Consider the following 17,482-nt stretch of genomic DNA (forward strand, 5'->3'; position numbering starts at 1 on the left):
TGTGAACATGGGACAGAGGGGATGATATGGAATGAGATCTTACCATTTTAATTCTTCTACACTTGCTACGGGGAATTTGTGCTGGGGAAGAAATGAAGTGAGCGCTCGATCTTTGATGTAGGCGACAACGACTAATGATGGCCCCACCATCCGTTTCGGAGTTAATGAAACAAGCTGTCCATTTTCCTCTTGAACAGAGATGGTTAGAAGCCCACCAGAAGGATTCGGTTGATACCCAAAAGTCGCTTGCTGGATGGTTAACTGATTGTTGTCATACTTGATCAGAAGGTTGAGATCCCTTCGCCAATTTTCAAAATTAACATAGTAATGAACAAAAGGAATTGGGTCAGAAGTGATACTTCCCTTCAATGGTGAAAACACTTTTCCTTGTAATCGGTATTTTCCGTTTTGCTCCATCCGTTTGACAAACCGGGTAAGGGCCTCATCTTCATTCAGTTCGATAATGCCTTCTGTCTTTAACTCCTGATCGATGGCGAATGTAGCATTTTGATTGGCTAGCTCCAACAATGCCTTTACTTCCTGTTTTCTTTGCAGGGTAAGATCGGCATCAACGGTTGTTATGCCAAACAGCAAGAAAAGAAGGGTCGCAGATATCGTTAAAATCTGAATTCCCGTAATATCCTCTCCCTATTCTCCAACCTCTTCACACTATAAGTCATAATCCATCATCTGGACGGTCCCTGTACGTTTTACCTCTATCGGCTTCGTCCCTATCGGAATAAGGTGAGAAATAAATGGAATTTTCATTTGCATTGTCAGTATGAACTCATCTTCGTGGCTCCACACATTCGGATTGGACGGGTTTACTCTTTGAATCGTTATTGCTAGATCGGAAAGAGTCAGGTGGTATGATTTGCTGGACAATTCCTGCGAAATGAATTGCTGTACGGCATATCGTACATCCGCTTCGCTTCTTCCTCCATGGTTATTCACGTATTTGGTTGCAGCAAAGCTTAGTTCCATCAACTCACCTTTCAGTTGTATTCCATTATGGATTTGCACAACCCCTAGCGGAACACTGAGAAGGAGAAGGACACTAAGAATAGTAGTAATAAGTTGACTCATGGAGTTGTTCCCAAGCTCATGACATGTTGTAAAATCTGGTTGAAATATCCCGAGCTTGTATCCAGAAGATTGTCCTGACCACTAAAGAGGATTGTTACTGATAAAGGAAGCACCATCACCATTACTGCAAGAATGGTTATTATTTTATTCAAGCGACCACCTCAAAAACCGATTCCAGCTACCATCCGGAATCGAAATACTCGGAAGGACGGCTCCCGTTAAAACGAAACACCGGTTCATCTCCAAACAAAAGCTGAGCCCATTGCGAAATCCTTGAAGGGCGAATCGTCAACGAGAGGGACACAAGATCGTTTCTTTCTTTATAGGAACGTGACGCTGCCTCTCTTGGCCAGGTACCAGCGTAAAAATCCCCATTCTGCCCTACCCAGCCTAATTCAGACATCTTGTTAGCGTAGTAGGATGCGAGTTGACCGTCCAAATATCCAATATCCTGCATGTCGTCCATGATATCCTGGTACACTCCTCTCGCAATGGCCCGCTCGAGAGTAACCATCTCTATACAGACAACCATAGAAAACACGGCAAAAATAACGGTTAAACATAGCAGGAAGACCTTTAGTTTTATCATGGGATCCTTTCAATAATGACCGCTCGGAGTGATCAATGATAGATCATGTGTGTAGCCTGATTGATCCTTGTTTCTTGAGAAATCTTTACGTTTTCTTCAGGAGATAACGCCCAAAGTACTGAACACAAACTCCCAACGAATGCTGTGACCAGCAATAATGTCAGATGATTCGACATGCTAGTTGCTTGTATAGGTAGTGCCGTTCTGAGTCGTAAATCGAATGGTTTCGTTAGACGTATCGTAATTGAGCGAAGAAACAGAAGTATCAATATGCTGTGCAGAGTTTGTTGCAGAAGGGCTTAGTTCATTGCCGTAGGAGCTTACTCCGATACCTAAAACCATGACACACGCTAAAAAAATGAAAAACATTTTCGACATTGCAATCACTCTCCAGATTTTACTTTGTTTGTTGAGGAACTGAGTTCTCAATCCAGGTTACTGTGCGATCCCTTAATCCACCGTCCTTCGTAACAGAATGATTCAAGGTTCCCACGCTGGCGACAACGATTCCTAATGAAAAAACAAGACAAGCTATTATGGCAAATAACTTTGTCACAGAGACTCCCCTTTCTACACAAGGTACTTATCCAGAATCTCAGTCAACAATTTATACCAGGGAAACATGGCAACGATCAGTCCAATATAAAAAGCTGGGTAGACGATTATGCTGTAACCGAGCCCAAGAGATTTAATCTTTTTACGATGTCGAAACATCCTTCTCCGATCGATCATCCACTCGATTTGCTCCATCGAATGCGAAATAACCTCGGAAGAAAGCTGTTCAATCGTTCTCATGTTTGAAACAAGAATAATTGCATCATCTACTCCCAAATCATCTTTAAACTGATTCAGCGCTTCCATTTTGTCACGATTCCACTCTGATAGTGAAGGTACATAGTTTTTTAGCAATCTAGTGGGTCTTGCTGCCTTGACCATAGCAGCATAGGGAGGGACATGATTTTCAAGCAAGGTAATATAGCGATTGATAAATCTGGCAATGTCCACACTCAATACATCTTCTCGGTAGGAAGCCCACCACTTGATGACTAGATAAGGCAACAGAAACCCTACTCCCGAAAAAAGAACCATCCAGACAATTGCGAAGGTTGAAGCTTTCGACAAGACAAAAGCACCTTGCGCAAAACCAAACATCATCACGCCTAGGATCCACTGAATTGCGACCCACTCCGATTTCCCCCAACCAAATGGTTTGCCAGCAGATCGCAGCATTCGGTTCCATTTATCGTCAGAGTGAGTATCAATCATCTGCTTCCACATCGACCAGACATGATTTATGACAGGCAGTGGTTTCGAAGGTGTAGAATGGAACCATAATAGGAGCGAAGTTCCTGCAATAAACACGAATGCGGCATTCAGAAACAGCAAGATGGTCTGCATCATCCTTGTCGTCGCCCCCAAATCAATGCGAGCAGTATGGAGAAACACCATATTGTGACACTTATTGCCAAGAGAGCCTGTCCATCAGGGGTAAAAAAGTACAACCGGTAAGAGTCTTTTAGTAGAGTCTGATTGTAGGGGATAAGCAGTATACATATGGCAATGACAATGATGAGGCTTATCCAGATGCTGTAAATCTCACTTTGGCGTTCTTCTTTCTCATCCTGTTGTATAAACATCTCGTTCGTTAACCGTTGTAACGATGCCTGAATATCCGCGGTCTCTCCTTCCAGTCCACTGGCTATATAGGTTGCAAAATCAGTAGCCCAATCATGACTTAGCCTCTCTGCAAAAGCTTCAATTGCTTTTACAGAATCACCGCCATCCGTCAGACGATTATTCAGCAGTATCAGTTCAGAAAGTAACTCTTTAGGACACTCCTCGACCATCTCGCGAAATGCCAATACGATGTTTTTGCGACTACTGTAAAGCCTGGAGAACAAGTCAACAAACTGAGCAAACGATTGAATCATCCGATTCAGCTTCAGTGTATAGTGGGCATATAAAACCAAGGTTGGAGTAAACAAAAGTAAAACAAACAACGAGATAGAAATAACAGCATTATGAGTGATAAGGCCAATGAAAAAGCCAAATACTGAGCTAATCAATGAGCAAAGAAGATAGCTTTCAGGACTTAATTTGCTTTCAGTCAGACTGCACCAGATCGAATATCTCCCATAGATGTACCGGCCAGTTTTATCCTCAAGCAGCTTGCTCTTCAGCGCATACACTGATTTTGGGTAAAACACTCGTGGCAAATTCCATCTCCGAACGGCCAGAATGCCAAAGCCCCAAAGAGAAATAAATAGACAGACGGTCATCGGCAAAAGAAGATACCTGCTCATATGTGCCTCCCGATATCAGTTAGCCCCAATTCTTTCAGGACAGCTAGGTTTGCTTGCCCCATGTAGCACATGTACTCAACAAGTTCCCCAGAAAGTTGTTGTCCTGTCCACTCATATTGGTGTGTAACCAGATTCTTGTATACAAGTGGTATTGTCTCTACTCTTTTCATCTCCTGATTCCAGTTCGTAGTATTGACTGCATCTATGAATCGATGACCATTGTTACGAAACTTCAAGGAGTTAATAAAATTGACCGCTCTGCTGATCCTCTCCTGAGTGAGCTCCACACTTCTCCCACCGTATTGATACACCATATCTGTTAAGTCATTTAATGCTTGCTGCGGAAACCTTTCATGAAGTGCAGCTATGGTTGAGTCAGTTCCTCTAATACCTGCATTAATAAAATGATGTGCTTCAATTGGCTCCCTGATCTCCCCAATTAGAACAGTATTAGCCGTTGAGCGGTATACATCCTTGAATGAACTGGTTAAATCTATACCGATTTCTTCAACATTCTGCAGTTCAATTACTTCTCCAGGCCATACATCCCCAAAGCGCATTTCATGTTCACTTTCGTAAATCGTAATGAAATCATGTTGTGGATCTTTTAGTTTCAGCATACAAACCATAAGTGTTGTTTTTCCTGCTGCCATTGGACCGATTACCAGGACATTCCCCCGCCCATAGACCTGTTGCTCTAATAATAGCTGGACTTTTTCATCAAACGTGGGCAACGGCTGATTCCTCAAATGATCCAGAGAAAAATCAGTAGTGGTGAATCTGCGGACGAGAATTGTTGGAACACGTGAATAGGGAAAGGTAAACATGGTAAGTCGTGCCTTTAGTTTTTCAAGATATCCGCTTAATCTCGGTTTCTTTTCATTGAACGTCAAGCCAGCGGTATTGGTGAGTTTTTGCTGTAAAATCTCTACTTCTTTCCAAGTCGGCTTATAGGGTAAAAACTTCTTTACGCCTTTTTCCAGATAGGCCACCTGTTTTCCGGCTGTGATTCTGACTTCTTCCACCCATGGAGACAAGTGCAGCAGAACGTCCAGTATCCCCCAACCATAGGTAGCAAAAGCAATTCCCTCATATCCATTCACAAACGGAAAAATTTCTTCCGTAACTGGCCTATGTATTATCTCTTCAAAGTAATGTTGCAGCCTGACTACGATATGGCTTTGACTATCTCGATCTCCATTTTCCGCTTGTGTAAGAATTTGCTGTATCTCCAGCTTCTCTTCCCTAGTCTTGCCATAACTATTCAGGTAGTCTCTCGCCGCCTGTTTCAACTCTTCTACTGTTTGATATTGATTCATGTTATTAACACTTCCCTTTTCCTGCGATGCACCTCCTCTAAGGCAAATGAGCGTAAACTGTTTAGATAAGTTTTCGGAGGAAATAGTTCTTCGACAAGGATGCTTTTACTTTGAAGTGAGTGCAAAACCCGGCTGTATGACAATCGTGGAACAACTCCTAAAACCGGCGTACCCATAAATGACCGGATGCGCTCTATACTCATTTCATCCTTGTGATAATGACTTACTACCAGTTGTATAGGAGAAGTAGTGTTCCTCCACTTACTTAACCATTTACGGGAACTTTCCAGGTTAAAGGGATCAGGACGGACAAAGAACATGGAAGAATCCGACATAAGCAACAAACGATGCAAGACTTCCTGTTCGCGAAAACAAAAACCCCAATCGATAAAGATGTAATCAAATTGTTTTCTGAGAGCACTAAGTAATGAAGAAATCTCGTATCCCTTCCATCTTGTTGCAGCAGTTGCCAGATACAAGTTTGGCAGATGAGCGGATCTTTTGAAAATCGATTTCCAATCCTGGCTTTCTGCTTTTCCTGTATTAAGTAAATAAGGACGATACAATGCTAGGTGGTTATTCGCTAACTGAAAAAAGTTTGTTATATCAGGCTTCTCAACATTAAAATCAATAACTGCAACTTTCGAATCGGTCGCTAACGATGCCAGAACAACAGGATAGTTGATGCAAAATGTGGATACTCCAGCGGAACCATAGCTGACAAGGGTGTATATCTTTCCTTCTCCCATTTTTGTTTCATGCATTGGCTCCCTGTCTTTCCCCAATCCAAGCAAACACGTTAGTTGGAACCGGATTTCATCATTAGACAATTTCGCAGGTAAAACAAATGTATTACTCATGCAAGAAGTCTCAATAATTCGATGAATCAACTCTTCATCTCGATGTAAGGGGACAATGATCTTCACTACGTCTTGTGAAGTTTGATTGTATATCCAGGTAAGCCAATCCCATGGCGGAACATCCATTGTCTCCGTAAAAATGACGATTGCACATGGTGTTGATCCCGAGATTTTCATAGACAACTCTTCATAGTTCTCTACTGTAAGAGCCTCACAACCCTCTGGTAAAAAGACCTGAACCAGCGACTTGATCGGGTAACAAACTAGAATGCTCAATTCGTCCCCTCCTTACCTCTATCCATAACGTGGCCGATTTGGACCATTCCGTAACTCATTGCCTCGCTTATGATTTGGTACTGCTGATCTGTCAGATTAAACCCAACGTACGCAGGTACTGCTGATGGTTGTGCCCGATAATCTCGATAACGGCGCTCGGATTCCAAAGTTTTGCTGACGCTTGATCCATGAAAAAATGGATTATCTACCTGAGAGTTAGTTGGGATTAATTGCGGTTTCAATGTGTAAATTTCAATACCGCTACTATCCTTAACTGTTGCCAATTGACTTTGGAAAAGTAGAGTGGCGACGGGGTTGTCCATCTTGAAGAAACTTGGTGGCTGCATATTTTCCAACTCTGATTGTCCTTTGTATCTGACCCAAACTTTGACCAAATCTCCCTTGCGAAGCTCTGTTACTGGCATGATAGACGTTAAAGGAAATTCGTAGCGTGCCTCTCCTGCTTCTGGGAGCAAATGACCGCTTTCCAGCTTAATCGGAATGATTTGTTCCCCTTCGTATATCGTTTGGATTACCCGTTTTCCCAAAAGACTTTCAATAGAGGTTGCTGCGCCTTTTTGAATGTTGTCAGTTGGTTCCTGTACAAGCAACAGATCGTTAGTAGAAATGGGTTCGTACGGAAGTATCTCTCTACCTGTCGCAACTTTTACTACAGGGCCGTACAATTTATCATGTGCAAGTTCATCGAGATAGTTTTTCGCTGCCACAAAACAACCAATTGAAAGAAGCAGTGAAACAAAACCAATATATAGCAGCGTCTTTTTTCTCATAGATCGCCTCCTAGCGCTAAACTATTGCCCAATTCTTCAAACGCCTCTCCCTCTTCCGGATAACACTCTAAGAGAAATTTTCCCTTCATCTGTGAAATGCTGTTTTTTTCGCTGTCGAGCATTGGCATGAACCATTTTATTTTAGGAAAAACACTTCTCTCGTTCCAAAGAGACAACGTTCCTTCCAGCTTCTTGCACGCATCCATTTTGGATAGAAAAGGGCTCCAACGATTTGCAATTATCCTTATCTTTGCTCGGTGTTCCTCCCACATCAGAGAGGCTTCTTCGGTTAAAACAAAACTCGTTATCCGTGGAAAATTTGTATCTACTACAAGCCAGATTTCATCGACCCATTTACAAATCCATGAAGACATTCCACTTCTCCACTGGTGGGAAATATCAATTATCAGTAAGGAGCATTCTTTATGATTGCGAAGGTACCAACTCGTTATATCATTCTGCGATAGTGGATCCAGTTTACTGAATGGAATGACTGGTTTTACTTTCAAATCCCCTCGGACTAAAGGGATAATTATCTCATTGGATTGTTCGAGTCCTCTTCTTTCACAGTCTAGGGCAAAGTAATAATAAGGAGTTATCGTAGGAAGTTCACAAAGTGTGGTGTTCACTCGTTTGTTTGCTTGGCTGACAGCTACATTACTAGCAATAAAACTAGACCCTGCTTGAGGATAGAGGCTGGCAATTGCAATAGAACGTTGTGAGATGAAGTTAGTGGAATGGGTGTAAGGAAGAAAAGTTAGTTTATGTTTTATTGCCTCGAACTGGTGAAGTTCTTCAGATGTACATGAATACTGTTTTTGTTCCAGTTCACGGAACACTGTCACAAATCGTTGCAGTTCTCTGTTCATACATCACTTCACGAATCAGCCAGCAAATTGCGTTGACCTTGTAACAGTTTCTTCAAATTCATATACTTACGGAATTTTTCAACCATGGCTTGTGGAGTTAAGTTTTTACGGTGATAGTAATAGATTTTTCGTATTCTCTCTCTATCTTCTTTTGTCAGATTTGGCTTTATCTCGTGAATCAGATTAATCAGCTTTAACAATTCGGGGTTATTTGGTCTGCCTCTTTTTGGTTCTCTCAAATAGTAAGAATCAAATGCTAGCGGATACTCCATCAACCAAGCTTCGACAAATGCTTCGATATCTTGATACGAGCGTATTCCAGAGCGAAATAAGAAACGGAAATACATGGAGGTTGTCCGATTTCCTTCAGCCTTCCATCTGGTCATAAAGCCATCAGAGGAAGTTAGTAACAAGGTTAGATCTTCAATTAGCTGCTCTTTAGATTGAGATTGATAGGTAGTCAAGGCTTCTTTGGCAAGTTGAAAAAGGAAATTATGATATTCCTGTTCATTTTGTTGTGCCATTTTTTCTTGAAACCATGCCTCCACCGCAATGTCGAAATCCTTTCGGCAATTGCTTAAGCTGATTTTTTCAAGGTGAACGTAGAAGGCTTCCATCCCAATCTGTTCAACCACTTGATTCTGGTAATGTCCAAAAACATACTCGATAAACCGATCTTTCATCTCCTCTTGACCTATTAATTGTGATGCGTGATTAAAGCATTGTTCAACCAATTGACCAGCATCTTTGACTAACATCACCTTCAACTCCCTTTTATTTCCTTTTTATACAATTTATTACATTTTGTGGCATAACCTAGCACGCGTCAACATGTTTTTTAATGATTTACTATTTTTGTCGGAACTATATCTCAATTTTCGTAACATCGCTTGGGAACCCGTCAGTATTCAATCATACAGACGGGTCAGGAGTTTTACTCTACAAAGAAGTAGAGTTCCTCTCCAGTGGGCAGAAGAAGAGCAACTCTTCCTCTCCGCATAAAGACGGCTGGAGCAACCTCCATTATAACGATGCCGTCATTGATTACGATCCGATCGCCGAACTGATGAATCGAAACCACGTGAAAAAAGTCCTCAGGCATTCTTTCCAACGAAAGGTTTATGCCGGGTTTGTGCTTGTGGTATCGAATTCTTCGATCCAAAAGCACTTGCACAAGCATAGTAGTGCTTGTTCGGTGAGCTTCAATTGTTGCCATTCGCAACTCCTCCTTCCTCACCTTCAAATTACGGCCGTTTCATTAGCTTATAAGCGGATGAAACTATCTTTACCGTAAAAAAAGACAACTACCTATGCAAATATTTTTTCTTACGAAGATATTATTTCTTCGCACCAGTACACTGGCTTTGCCAATTCCGGATAAATATCAGTAATCAAGTCAAAGGGAGAAAAGTAAAGCGTATCAATTAATATTTTCAGCTTGTATGTACGGAGTATCTGATAGGCTTGTTCTGTTTTAGAAAAAATCTTGGGTAGCTTGTAAATATCATCGATTCCCAACAGCTCTTTTCTCATGTAGTCGAAGCAGATCCTCGCCCGCTCTTCCCCCTTGATGCTCTGAAAATATAGCATCGGAAAATGTTTCCTTTTACCAGAGAGCACCTCCTGATAAACCCACAGGACTTTTTCTTTCTCATCCGGTCTTGGCAAATATGGATACGCATATTCAACCAGATAGTAGACGTCTTCTGGCTTTGCTTCGATGGGTTGTTCCACGAACTCTCTTACCAGATGCAGCTTGAGTTCTTGTACATCTTGAAGACTTAGTTCCTCCCTCGCCTGTTCCGGCGACCACTTTCTTACATGCTCCATTGCAAACCGAATGACCAACTGAACTTTTTTCTTCCGATATTGGATATCGTCAAATTCATACGGTGAAAATCTCTTTTGTTCCCCCCTCAGGATTCTCTTGTAACGTTCAATAATGGTACTTGGCATTTGTATATTCACTCCTTCATCTACCATTTTCATCCATTAGGCTACCACTCCATTTAGGACAAAAATGAATGAAGGCACCGATTCACTCAACCGTCGTACACACCAGATTGTGAAACCCGCTGAAAAAGTATCTTGAAAGAATCAGTGACCATTTCAACTTGCTTTTCTACCGACAAATAAACATGATAGATTCCAGAAGAATAAAGAGATTTCTTTTCTCCCTGCTGGTGAATGATGTTTACCATCTCGCTCTCCTTTACAAGAGCAGCCTTATTCAATTTATACAGGATTTCGGCTTCTTCTCTTGCTCCCCGGATGATGTCCGCATTTCTTCTTTGGGCTTCCCTTGTTGTAGCTATCAATCGTTTCTTTATCCGTCCCGACGGTGTCTCGTATTCCCATGTGCCAGCAGTTCGTGCTCCTTTTGTAATAAGATCAGCCGTCTGTTGAAGTCTCATTTGAGTGATACTGGCTTGTTCAGCTACCAACAACAATGAGACTAATCCGCATAAACATACCAAGAAAAAAAGTATGGTCAACAAAGTTGCTCCACACTCTTGTTTCAAAATTAGTTTACCTTTAGTCGCGATCATCCCTGTTATCCTCCGCATTTTCGATCATCATGGCATAGGATTCCTCAACCTCAAATGGTTCTCCCGAGGCGAGCAGGTGAAATCGAATATACGCTTTTGCCTTCATGTGATTTCCCTTGCTCCATCCCCCATTTGTCTCAAACGTTACTTCACTGGATTCTACTGCAATCGCTTCTTTTAAAGATTCTTCTCCTCTCTTTTTTCCATGGTACTTTGCCAGACCAGCATTGGGCATAACAGCAGCAATTCGCCCTGCTTCATAGGCAGCTTCCAACGCCTTCTGTCTATTAAACATGATTGTGAACTGGTCAAATGCAAAGAGAAATAATAGCCAAAGCAATGGTGAAATCAAAATAAACTCAAGTAATTGACTGCCTTTTTCCTGTTTTAATACACGTAGCCATTTCATAGAAGGTGGTCTCCCAGCAAGAAAATACAATAGGAGGCAAAAATCGCTGCTGCAAACGGTTGAGATAGAGCAGAACTTCTTACCGATGGCAGCCAAAGTTGTTTATGTGCAAACCACCCGAGGTATAGGCAATACAAGTTTTGACCGAGATGAACCCAACGTCCAGGATAAAGAAACATAATCAAGATGCTCAAACAAAGAGATAATAGAAATAATTGATAGACCTCACTACCTCCTATCCACGAGCCGACTGCCATAAGCAGCTTTTGATCACCCATTCCCATACCACGAAGCATAGCAGGCAGCAGAGTCACAAGAAATGCACAAACAATCCCTATTACAGCATTCATTCCTTTTCCCACCATCACCTGATACACAATCCCGAGAAATCCAAGACTCAAAACGACTGCATTGGGAACTTTTCGAAATCGCACATCATAAAAGGCCGCTACTGCCAGGTGACCGACAATAATAGTCTGGATCATTTGCTAATCGAGTCTTTTAACTCTTTCAATTTTTCGTCTTCTGCTGTACCCAGTTCTCCCAAGGCCGGAATTATTAAAATTAAAATAACCGCTACAATAATAACCATTTCCACAATAGTAACGGCGTCCTCTTCCTGCAAAAACCGAGTAAAGTAAGACTGAATCAAATCCATATTCCATCCCCCTATCAGTTAATTACTGGTACTACTATGAATTTCTCAAAAGACAGAGTCGTTCGCAAAATTTTTTACATATGTTGAGTAATGCCCATAAACGAAGGACCCATCACTAGAAACAGCAAAGGCACACCCATAAAAACAATGACGAAAGGAATCAATCGGATACTCAATCGATTGATATGCTCGGCAATTTCATCTTCTTGCTGTTTGGTCTGCTCTTCCAATTGCAATGAAAGATTTCCTGCTACACTTGTTCCTTTCGTAAGTGACAGATTGATTTCTGACACGATCGCATATAACTCATCCACGTCCCATCGAAAGGCCATCTCTTCTAAGGCAATCCTCCAGTTTCCGCACCTTTTTTCTTCTATCTCCAAAAGCTCAAGTTCTTTTCCCAATCTGCCCGGAAATTTTCGAGCGGCTGATTTTACCGCAGTATGTATAGGCATCCCGGCTTCGATCAGAGAAAGAACAATACTAAAGATGGCAGAGGTTTGACTCTTTATCTCTGCTTGTGCTTTTTTGTCTGCTGATTCGATAAGGTGAGTCGGCACAAGAAAAATGATGACTGCCAAGGCAATCAAACTATAATGGCCATATTTCAGCTCCACGCCAGTTACGAGTTCATAGAAAAGAAAAGACGTTGCAAACACCATGAATAAACCTCCTGCGCATTTTGCAAGGAGAACGTCTTCCATCGTAACGTTCCAGCGAAGGCGAGCAAGACTCAGTGAAAGTTTTTGTTGATCCATCCCCAAAAGCTGCATCAATTGTTTCGTTCTTTCTTGATTGCCTATCAATTTGTTTATGATGGGAAATGAAAGGGATTTTCTGTAGAAAGCCGCATCAATCTGTTGCTGGTGCTCGATTTCAATTCTTGAAAATAATTGTTCCGTATTCCTGCCTATCAGCAAGAAACTCGAAGGCAGCAGAAAAACAAACAAGCTAATGGCAAGCATGATACTAAGGATCATTTGCTATTTCCTTCCCGTTTACGTAATGGTTGCAGTGCAATATGCCGGATCAGTTCGCCGCCAAAAATAATTGAGATGAACGCTCCCAAAATGAGCAGTTTTCCTTGTAAAGTTGCTGTAAGGGGATCAAAGTGATGGGGGTTATTATGAAAAAGTGTCCCGACAAAAATAAAAGGCATAATGCTTAAGAGGTTGACTTGCGCAAGCAGTTGGGACAGGGCCGATCGATGTCTCCTCTGCATTTGTCGCCTTCTCACTACCATTGTGGCGGCTGCATCGAGTGTTTTGGCCATATCTCCGCCTAATTCTTTTTGGACAAGCAGAATCGTCGTAAAGTAAGCGATGTCAGACGATCTTGTCCTTTCTTGCATTTCTTCCAGGGCTCGTTCCAGAGAAATCTGGCCACGCAGTAATTTGACTACTCGTTGGTACTCCTCTCGTACAATTTTGGGAACAAATGCGCTGTCTACTACCGATTGAAAAGCATGAGAGTAAGACGGATTCGTCCGCAGTGAACCTGCCATTATGCGAAACGCACGGATATTCCCCTCTTCAAAACGTTCATTGTGTCTGTTGAGTAGAAAGACGATTATTCGCTGGCTTATCAGAAATCCCAAGACACTTGTAGGCAATGAAAGTATCCAGGAGTCCAGAATTTGTTGGCTCAAAAAAACGGTTAATCCACCTGTCCCGCCAACCAGAGCCAGCAAGTGGGTCCCTTTTAACCCTATTAAGGAAAGTTGATATTTTTGCTCAAGGTTTGCGAGAATGGTTCGCTGTCTGATTTTTATTTGCTTTCCCACGACGTGCTCTTTATCGTGCGGATCATTCCAGTTCATTTTAGACACTGGGTAAAACGCCATGACTGTAAATACAAACACACCTAATGATAGGAGAAGAATGAAAGACATTTATCTCACTAGCCCTCCCTTCAACTACATGGTAATGGGAGTGGTGAAAAAGATTTGGTTGATTTGTTCCTCTGTAATTCCTTTCGCCATCCACTTGCGGATCAGACGCTCCGGTTTGTATCCTGTCCACTTGAAGTGCCCCTTTACCTTTCCGTTAATTACTCCGGTTGGCTCGTAAACAAAAATATCCTGCAAGTATACTCGGTTGGGGATTACCTGTTTGACGTTACAGCAACGCTTTATTACTTCTTCATGTGATTCACCCGTTCCGATGACCTCAGTAATCGCCACCACTTTTCGGCTGCCATCTTCTTCAAATCGTTTAATTTGCACAATCAGATCCAAAGCAGAGCCAATCATTAAATTGCGCTCATGTGAGTTATATGTTTCATCTGCTTTACCAAATAGAATAGGTAGCGTTGAATCGATCAAAGACCTAGGAGAATTGGCATGCGCAGTGCTCCACGACCCAGGGTGATCCGTATTCATTGCCCACAAAATATCAACGATTTCGCCGCCCCGTGTTTCACCGACAATGATTACATCGGGCCTTTTACGCAAAGAAAGTCTGACGCAATCCCGAATAGAGAATCCACCCTTTCCCTCGTGATTGATCGGTTTAGCCAAAAATCTGCGAACAAACGGGTGCTTCAGCTTCAATTCCAACACATCCTCAATCGTAATCACACTGAGATGGTCAGGGATAAATTGAGACAATAAATTCAGCAGGTGGGTTTTCCCCGAACCTGTCCCCCCACTGACAAAGCCAGATGCCCGTCCCATTTCGATCGCCCATTTCAAAAACTGAAGCATTGGTGCACAGATGGTTCCATACTGAACGTAATTGTCCTCCGTTAACAATGTCCGATGTTTACGAATGGTTAACGTGTGTCCATCTGGGGTAATGATGCGATGGGTTGCGGCGATCCGGGAACCGTCGTGCAACTGTGTGTTTAGTTCTGCCTTCATTTCATTGAATTCTCTGCCCATCGTTGCAGCAATCTGTTCAATCGTATGAAAAAGTTGCTGTTCTGATTGAAACAATGGGTTGGACAGCCTTTCCAGACGCCCTGTGCTTTTACGTTCGATCACAGCAAAATCATATCGGTGGATGAGGATTTCCGTAATGTCATCGTCTTCAAGTAAATGATCTAGAGGCCCCCATCCAGTTAACTCATGCAACAGTCGGATCACTTCTGCCTCTACTTGGGAGTTGGTAAGAGGGGTTTGTGTTTCCAACAACAGGCGAATATCTTTCTTCAGCTCGCTCAGATAAGTATCACTCGTCTTCTCTTCCCATAGATTCCGTCCGTGTTTCTCAACAATTTTCATTTTTATATTTGTCGTTTGCTCTTCAGTTAAATAGGCTGCCTGAATATCGGTCGAGGTCGGCGTTGATACAATCCAATCAGTCGATTTTTGCTGGGCTCTTGTATTTGAACGAATCGATTGGAGCACTTCACCGCCATTTGTTCTCTCAGCGCTCTCTTGTAAACCTAGTAACGATCTCCTGCTAAAAGTCACCGGACATTGCCCCTTTTCAATGGTCGGAACCATTTTGAGAATATCGACGCTTCTTTCTTCTTGGTTTCAGTTTTCGGTGCGTCTAGATGAGCGTGAAGGGTTTTCCCCAAAGCAACCAATGCATCCTTTGCTGGCGATCTTCCCGCCGAAAGCATAAGTGGTTTTCCTGCATTGATAGAACGTTTTACTTCTTCATCATCAGGGATCGTGAACAGCATTTTGCTTGGGTGAAGCTGAAAGTATCCACGTATCTCTTCCAAGGTAAACATTTCCTTTCGCTGTAAACGATTAATACAGATTTGTATCCGTTCTTCAGGATAGTTAGCTTCCCGCAATAATTTCAGCATGCGATGAATATTTTCGATAGCATCGACCACCGGATTGCCAACCATAATTACTTTTTCGGCAAAAAACAGAGCCTGGATTGTTGCATCGGTTGTGTCTGGCGCTGTATCAATCAATATGACATCATAGTCGCTTTGTTTGAGTGACTCTAAAATGACATACAAATGGTAATCTTTGATTTCAAAACTGTTGCGAATATCCCGAGGGGAAGTGAGAATATGCAGCCCGGACTCTTGATGAACAACAACAAACTGACTCAACTCGTCTGGAGGCAGGGTAACCTGTAAGCTATACTCCTGCCATTCATGATGACTTATCGAATCAATAGGACGTCCGTTCATTCGTGCGATTCTCTGCAAATGTTCGTTGATAAGCTGTGCAAGTGTAAAAATATTTGGATTCCGGGGCATATTTAATGTGGTAGCAAACGTACCTAAATCGAGGTTAAAATCGACAGCCAATACCTTACAAGGTCTTTGGTCCGTTTGTTGTTGTGTAAAGTAAATGGCCAATTCCCTTGAGATAAAAGTCTTACCTACACCTCCTTTAGGTCCATATATCGTAATGAGTTGTTTTGACTTGTTTTCCTGTTGCATTGGCATACTCTCACGCAAGCATGGTTGAGGTGCCGGCGGGATGAATAATTGTGCTGACAACAATTCAATCTGGTTTACTTGTATTGGTTTTGTAATGACGAATACTCCAATACTCCTTAAGAAGGTCTCCCACCCCACATCTTTTTGAGAGCAGGCCGCTATACAAATGGCATGTGGAAACTGCGCTTTTATTTGCTGGCAGATAGCACCGATCTCTATTTCTACCAAACCTCCTACCACGACCACATCCGGATAAGAAGATTGCAACGCAGGCCATACCTCGTGAAGTTTGGTAATCTCATAAATTACTTTTAACGTATTGCTTTCCTGTATTTTCAACATAAGCTGCCTGTTGGAATGGGTATCTGAATCTATGAGAACGACACTTTTTCTTTGATCATTCACGTTCACTCTTCCTCCTCTAGTGAAACCCAGCGCTTCTTAGTTTTCAGTAGAGAATTGGCAAAAGCCTGATCGCCAATCCCCGGTTGATGTGAATCAGTAAGAGAAGCTGTACCTAGGCGAACTTTGCCATAATGAAGCGCATGTGTTAGGTATACTGCCTGTTCAATTCGCAATGAAATGGTTACACCAACCAGCTTCATGCTCTCTCCTTCCTGTTCCCTTTGCAATGAAATGACTGGCATTGATCTGAGTAATAAACCTGAGTGTGCACCCTGATCGTCTTCAAACGATGCATAAATATGAACTTTGTCCCCTACTGTGAGGTGCGGAGTTACGCCGATGATGTTATCTACCGCAATGCTCATTCCCGTCGTAACTGAATCCATTTGCTTATCCTCTTGCTGAATTTTGTCTTCTTCTCGTACATCATTAATTAGCAGAGGGTCACCTCCTGCTATTCTTCGTGAAACCACTGCTCCTATTACTTCGTCTCTTTGGCTCCACTCAAATAATCCTTGAACGGGGACATTATGAGAATTAGTAAATCCCCCCATTGTCAATGTAGCTGGCTCAATCATTGTGGAGGTTAGCTGTGTTCCACCCTCTACAGTGATTCCTTCTTTCAACTTGATATAGACGAAGGTACTCGGCTTCCACATTTGGTAAGACCCAAAACCGATTGTTCCCGCTAATAAGCAAATGGCAACAAATCGCAGCGGATGTATGGGTGGCAATTTCACCAAATTACGCCTCCTTACAAACGGAATGTATTTTTTCAACCATACCTCTGTTTGTTGGGACAAAAAAAGAAGCTGGCTCACTTGAGCCAGCTTCTCCTTGTTAACTCTTTTAAACATAGCAAAAAACGTATGAACCTATTTTCTAGATTCATACGTTTTCCTTTTATTCCTTGAAAACTGGATACGCAAAGGTAAATTCGCTAAGAGATATACGTGGATAAGTCCTCGACCGATTAGTATTCGTCAGCTCCATGCGTTACCGCACTTCCACA

At 42.2% G+C, this 17,482-nt stretch carries 24 protein-coding genes; all 24 read right to left on the reverse strand.

Annotation, left to right across the window (positions count from 1 at the left end; translation table 11 throughout):
- Positions 1-39 precede the first annotated feature (39 nt).
- On the reverse strand, positions 40-594 hold the full coding sequence (locus ACPW7N_RS24435; RefSeq protein ID WP_425654220.1) for a hypothetical protein: 555 nt from the start codon (positions 592-594) through the stop codon (positions 40-42).
- A 75-nt stretch (positions 595-669) separates the two neighbouring features.
- Positions 670-1,086 (reverse strand): hypothetical protein, encoded by a 417-nt coding sequence (locus ACPW7N_RS24440; RefSeq protein ID WP_425654222.1) that lies wholly within the window; start codon positions 1,084-1,086, stop codon positions 670-672.
- Complete coding sequence (locus ACPW7N_RS24445) at positions 1,083-1,238, reverse strand: hypothetical protein (protein WP_425654224.1); 156 nt, start codon at positions 1,236-1,238, stop codon at positions 1,083-1,085. Before ACPW7N_RS24445 ends, ACPW7N_RS24440 begins: the two co-directional genes overlap by 4 nt.
- Positions 1,239-1,264: 26 nt before the next feature.
- Positions 1,265-1,675, reverse strand: coding sequence for a hypothetical protein (locus tag ACPW7N_RS24450; protein WP_425654227.1), 411 nt, complete (start codon positions 1,673-1,675; stop codon positions 1,265-1,267).
- 177 nt (positions 1,676-1,852) lie between these two features.
- Positions 1,853-2,053, reverse strand: a complete 201-nt coding sequence (locus ACPW7N_RS24455) for a hypothetical protein (RefSeq protein ID WP_425654230.1) — start codon at positions 2,051-2,053, stop codon at positions 1,853-1,855.
- 19 nt (positions 2,054-2,072) lie between these two features.
- Positions 2,073-2,231: a hypothetical protein gene (locus ACPW7N_RS24460; protein WP_425654232.1), complete on the reverse strand. Its 159-nt coding sequence runs from the start codon at positions 2,229-2,231 to the stop codon at positions 2,073-2,075.
- Positions 2,232-2,245: 14 nt separating this feature from the next.
- The gene (locus tag ACPW7N_RS24465) at positions 2,246-3,076 is read right to left on the reverse strand and encodes a hypothetical protein (RefSeq protein ID WP_425654233.1); all 831 of its coding nucleotides are present in this window, start codon (positions 3,074-3,076) and stop codon (positions 2,246-2,248) included.
- On the reverse strand, positions 3,073-3,978 hold the full coding sequence (locus ACPW7N_RS24470) for a type II secretion system F family protein (RefSeq protein ID WP_425654235.1): 906 nt from the start codon (positions 3,976-3,978) through the stop codon (positions 3,073-3,075). Before ACPW7N_RS24470 ends, ACPW7N_RS24465 begins: the two co-directional genes overlap by 4 nt.
- The gene (locus ACPW7N_RS24475) at positions 3,975-5,297 is read right to left on the reverse strand and encodes an ATPase, T2SS/T4P/T4SS family (RefSeq protein ID WP_425654238.1); all 1,323 of its coding nucleotides are present in this window, start codon (positions 5,295-5,297) and stop codon (positions 3,975-3,977) included. Before ACPW7N_RS24475 ends, ACPW7N_RS24470 begins: the two co-directional genes overlap by 4 nt.
- Positions 5,294-6,433, reverse strand: a complete 1,140-nt coding sequence (locus ACPW7N_RS24480; RefSeq protein ID WP_425654241.1) for a CpaE/TadZ family protein — start codon at positions 6,431-6,433, stop codon at positions 5,294-5,296. The genes ACPW7N_RS24475 and ACPW7N_RS24480 overlap by 4 nt, the downstream gene beginning before the upstream one ends.
- Positions 6,430-7,224: an SAF domain-containing protein gene (locus tag ACPW7N_RS24485; protein WP_425654243.1), complete on the reverse strand. Its 795-nt coding sequence runs from the start codon at positions 7,222-7,224 to the stop codon at positions 6,430-6,432. Before ACPW7N_RS24485 ends, ACPW7N_RS24480 begins: the two co-directional genes overlap by 4 nt.
- Complete coding sequence (locus ACPW7N_RS24490) at positions 7,221-8,093, reverse strand: hypothetical protein (protein WP_425654245.1); 873 nt, start codon at positions 8,091-8,093, stop codon at positions 7,221-7,223. Before ACPW7N_RS24490 ends, ACPW7N_RS24485 begins: the two co-directional genes overlap by 4 nt.
- An 8-nt stretch (positions 8,094-8,101) precedes the next feature.
- Positions 8,102-8,851 (reverse strand): hypothetical protein, encoded by a 750-nt coding sequence (locus ACPW7N_RS24495; RefSeq protein ID WP_425654247.1) that lies wholly within the window; start codon positions 8,849-8,851, stop codon positions 8,102-8,104.
- Positions 8,852-9,027: 176 nt separating this feature from the next.
- The gene (locus ACPW7N_RS24500) at positions 9,028-9,309 is read right to left on the reverse strand and encodes a hypothetical protein (RefSeq protein WP_425654248.1); all 282 of its coding nucleotides are present in this window, start codon (positions 9,307-9,309) and stop codon (positions 9,028-9,030) included.
- A gap of 110 nt (positions 9,310-9,419) precedes the next feature.
- On the reverse strand, positions 9,420-10,049 hold the full coding sequence (locus ACPW7N_RS24505) for a DUF4046 domain-containing protein (protein ID WP_425654251.1): 630 nt from the start codon (positions 10,047-10,049) through the stop codon (positions 9,420-9,422).
- A gap of 86 nt (positions 10,050-10,135) precedes the next feature.
- Complete coding sequence (locus ACPW7N_RS24510) at positions 10,136-10,642, reverse strand: hypothetical protein (protein ID WP_425654252.1); 507 nt, start codon at positions 10,640-10,642, stop codon at positions 10,136-10,138.
- Complete coding sequence (locus ACPW7N_RS24515) at positions 10,629-11,051, reverse strand: TadE/TadG family type IV pilus assembly protein (protein ID WP_425654253.1); 423 nt, start codon at positions 11,049-11,051, stop codon at positions 10,629-10,631. Before ACPW7N_RS24515 ends, ACPW7N_RS24510 begins: the two co-directional genes overlap by 14 nt.
- Positions 11,048-11,536, reverse strand: coding sequence for a prepilin peptidase (locus tag ACPW7N_RS24520; RefSeq protein ID WP_425654254.1), 489 nt, complete (start codon positions 11,534-11,536; stop codon positions 11,048-11,050). The genes ACPW7N_RS24515 and ACPW7N_RS24520 overlap by 4 nt, the downstream gene beginning before the upstream one ends.
- Positions 11,533-11,709 (reverse strand): pilus assembly protein, encoded by a 177-nt coding sequence (locus tag ACPW7N_RS24525; RefSeq protein WP_425654257.1) that lies wholly within the window; start codon positions 11,707-11,709, stop codon positions 11,533-11,535. Before ACPW7N_RS24525 ends, ACPW7N_RS24520 begins: the two co-directional genes overlap by 4 nt.
- A gap of 74 nt (positions 11,710-11,783) precedes the next feature.
- Positions 11,784-12,689, reverse strand: coding sequence for a type II secretion system F family protein (locus ACPW7N_RS24530; RefSeq protein WP_425654259.1), 906 nt, complete (start codon positions 12,687-12,689; stop codon positions 11,784-11,786).
- Positions 12,686-13,600: a type II secretion system F family protein gene (locus ACPW7N_RS24535; protein WP_425654262.1), complete on the reverse strand. Its 915-nt coding sequence runs from the start codon at positions 13,598-13,600 to the stop codon at positions 12,686-12,688. The genes ACPW7N_RS24530 and ACPW7N_RS24535 overlap by 4 nt, the downstream gene beginning before the upstream one ends.
- A 24-nt stretch (positions 13,601-13,624) precedes the next feature.
- Entirely contained in the window at positions 13,625-15,124 is a 1,500-nt protein-coding gene (locus ACPW7N_RS24540; protein WP_425654264.1) for a TadA family conjugal transfer-associated ATPase, read from the reverse strand.
- Positions 15,121-16,470 carry a CpaE/TadZ family protein gene (locus tag ACPW7N_RS24545; RefSeq protein WP_425654266.1) on the reverse strand — a complete coding sequence of 450 codons (1,350 nt, stop codon included), beginning with the start codon at positions 16,468-16,470 and terminating at the stop codon, positions 15,121-15,123. Before ACPW7N_RS24545 ends, ACPW7N_RS24540 begins: the two co-directional genes overlap by 4 nt.
- A gap of 2 nt (positions 16,471-16,472) precedes the next feature.
- Entirely contained in the window at positions 16,473-17,210 is a 738-nt protein-coding gene (locus tag ACPW7N_RS24550; protein ID WP_425654273.1) for a CpaB family protein, read from the reverse strand.
- Positions 17,211-17,482: the final 272 nt, after the last annotated feature.

The organism is Brevibacillus nigriterrae (assembly GCF_049846925.1).
Taxonomy (GTDB): Bacteria; Bacillota; Bacilli; order Brevibacillales; family Brevibacillaceae; genus Brevibacillus_H.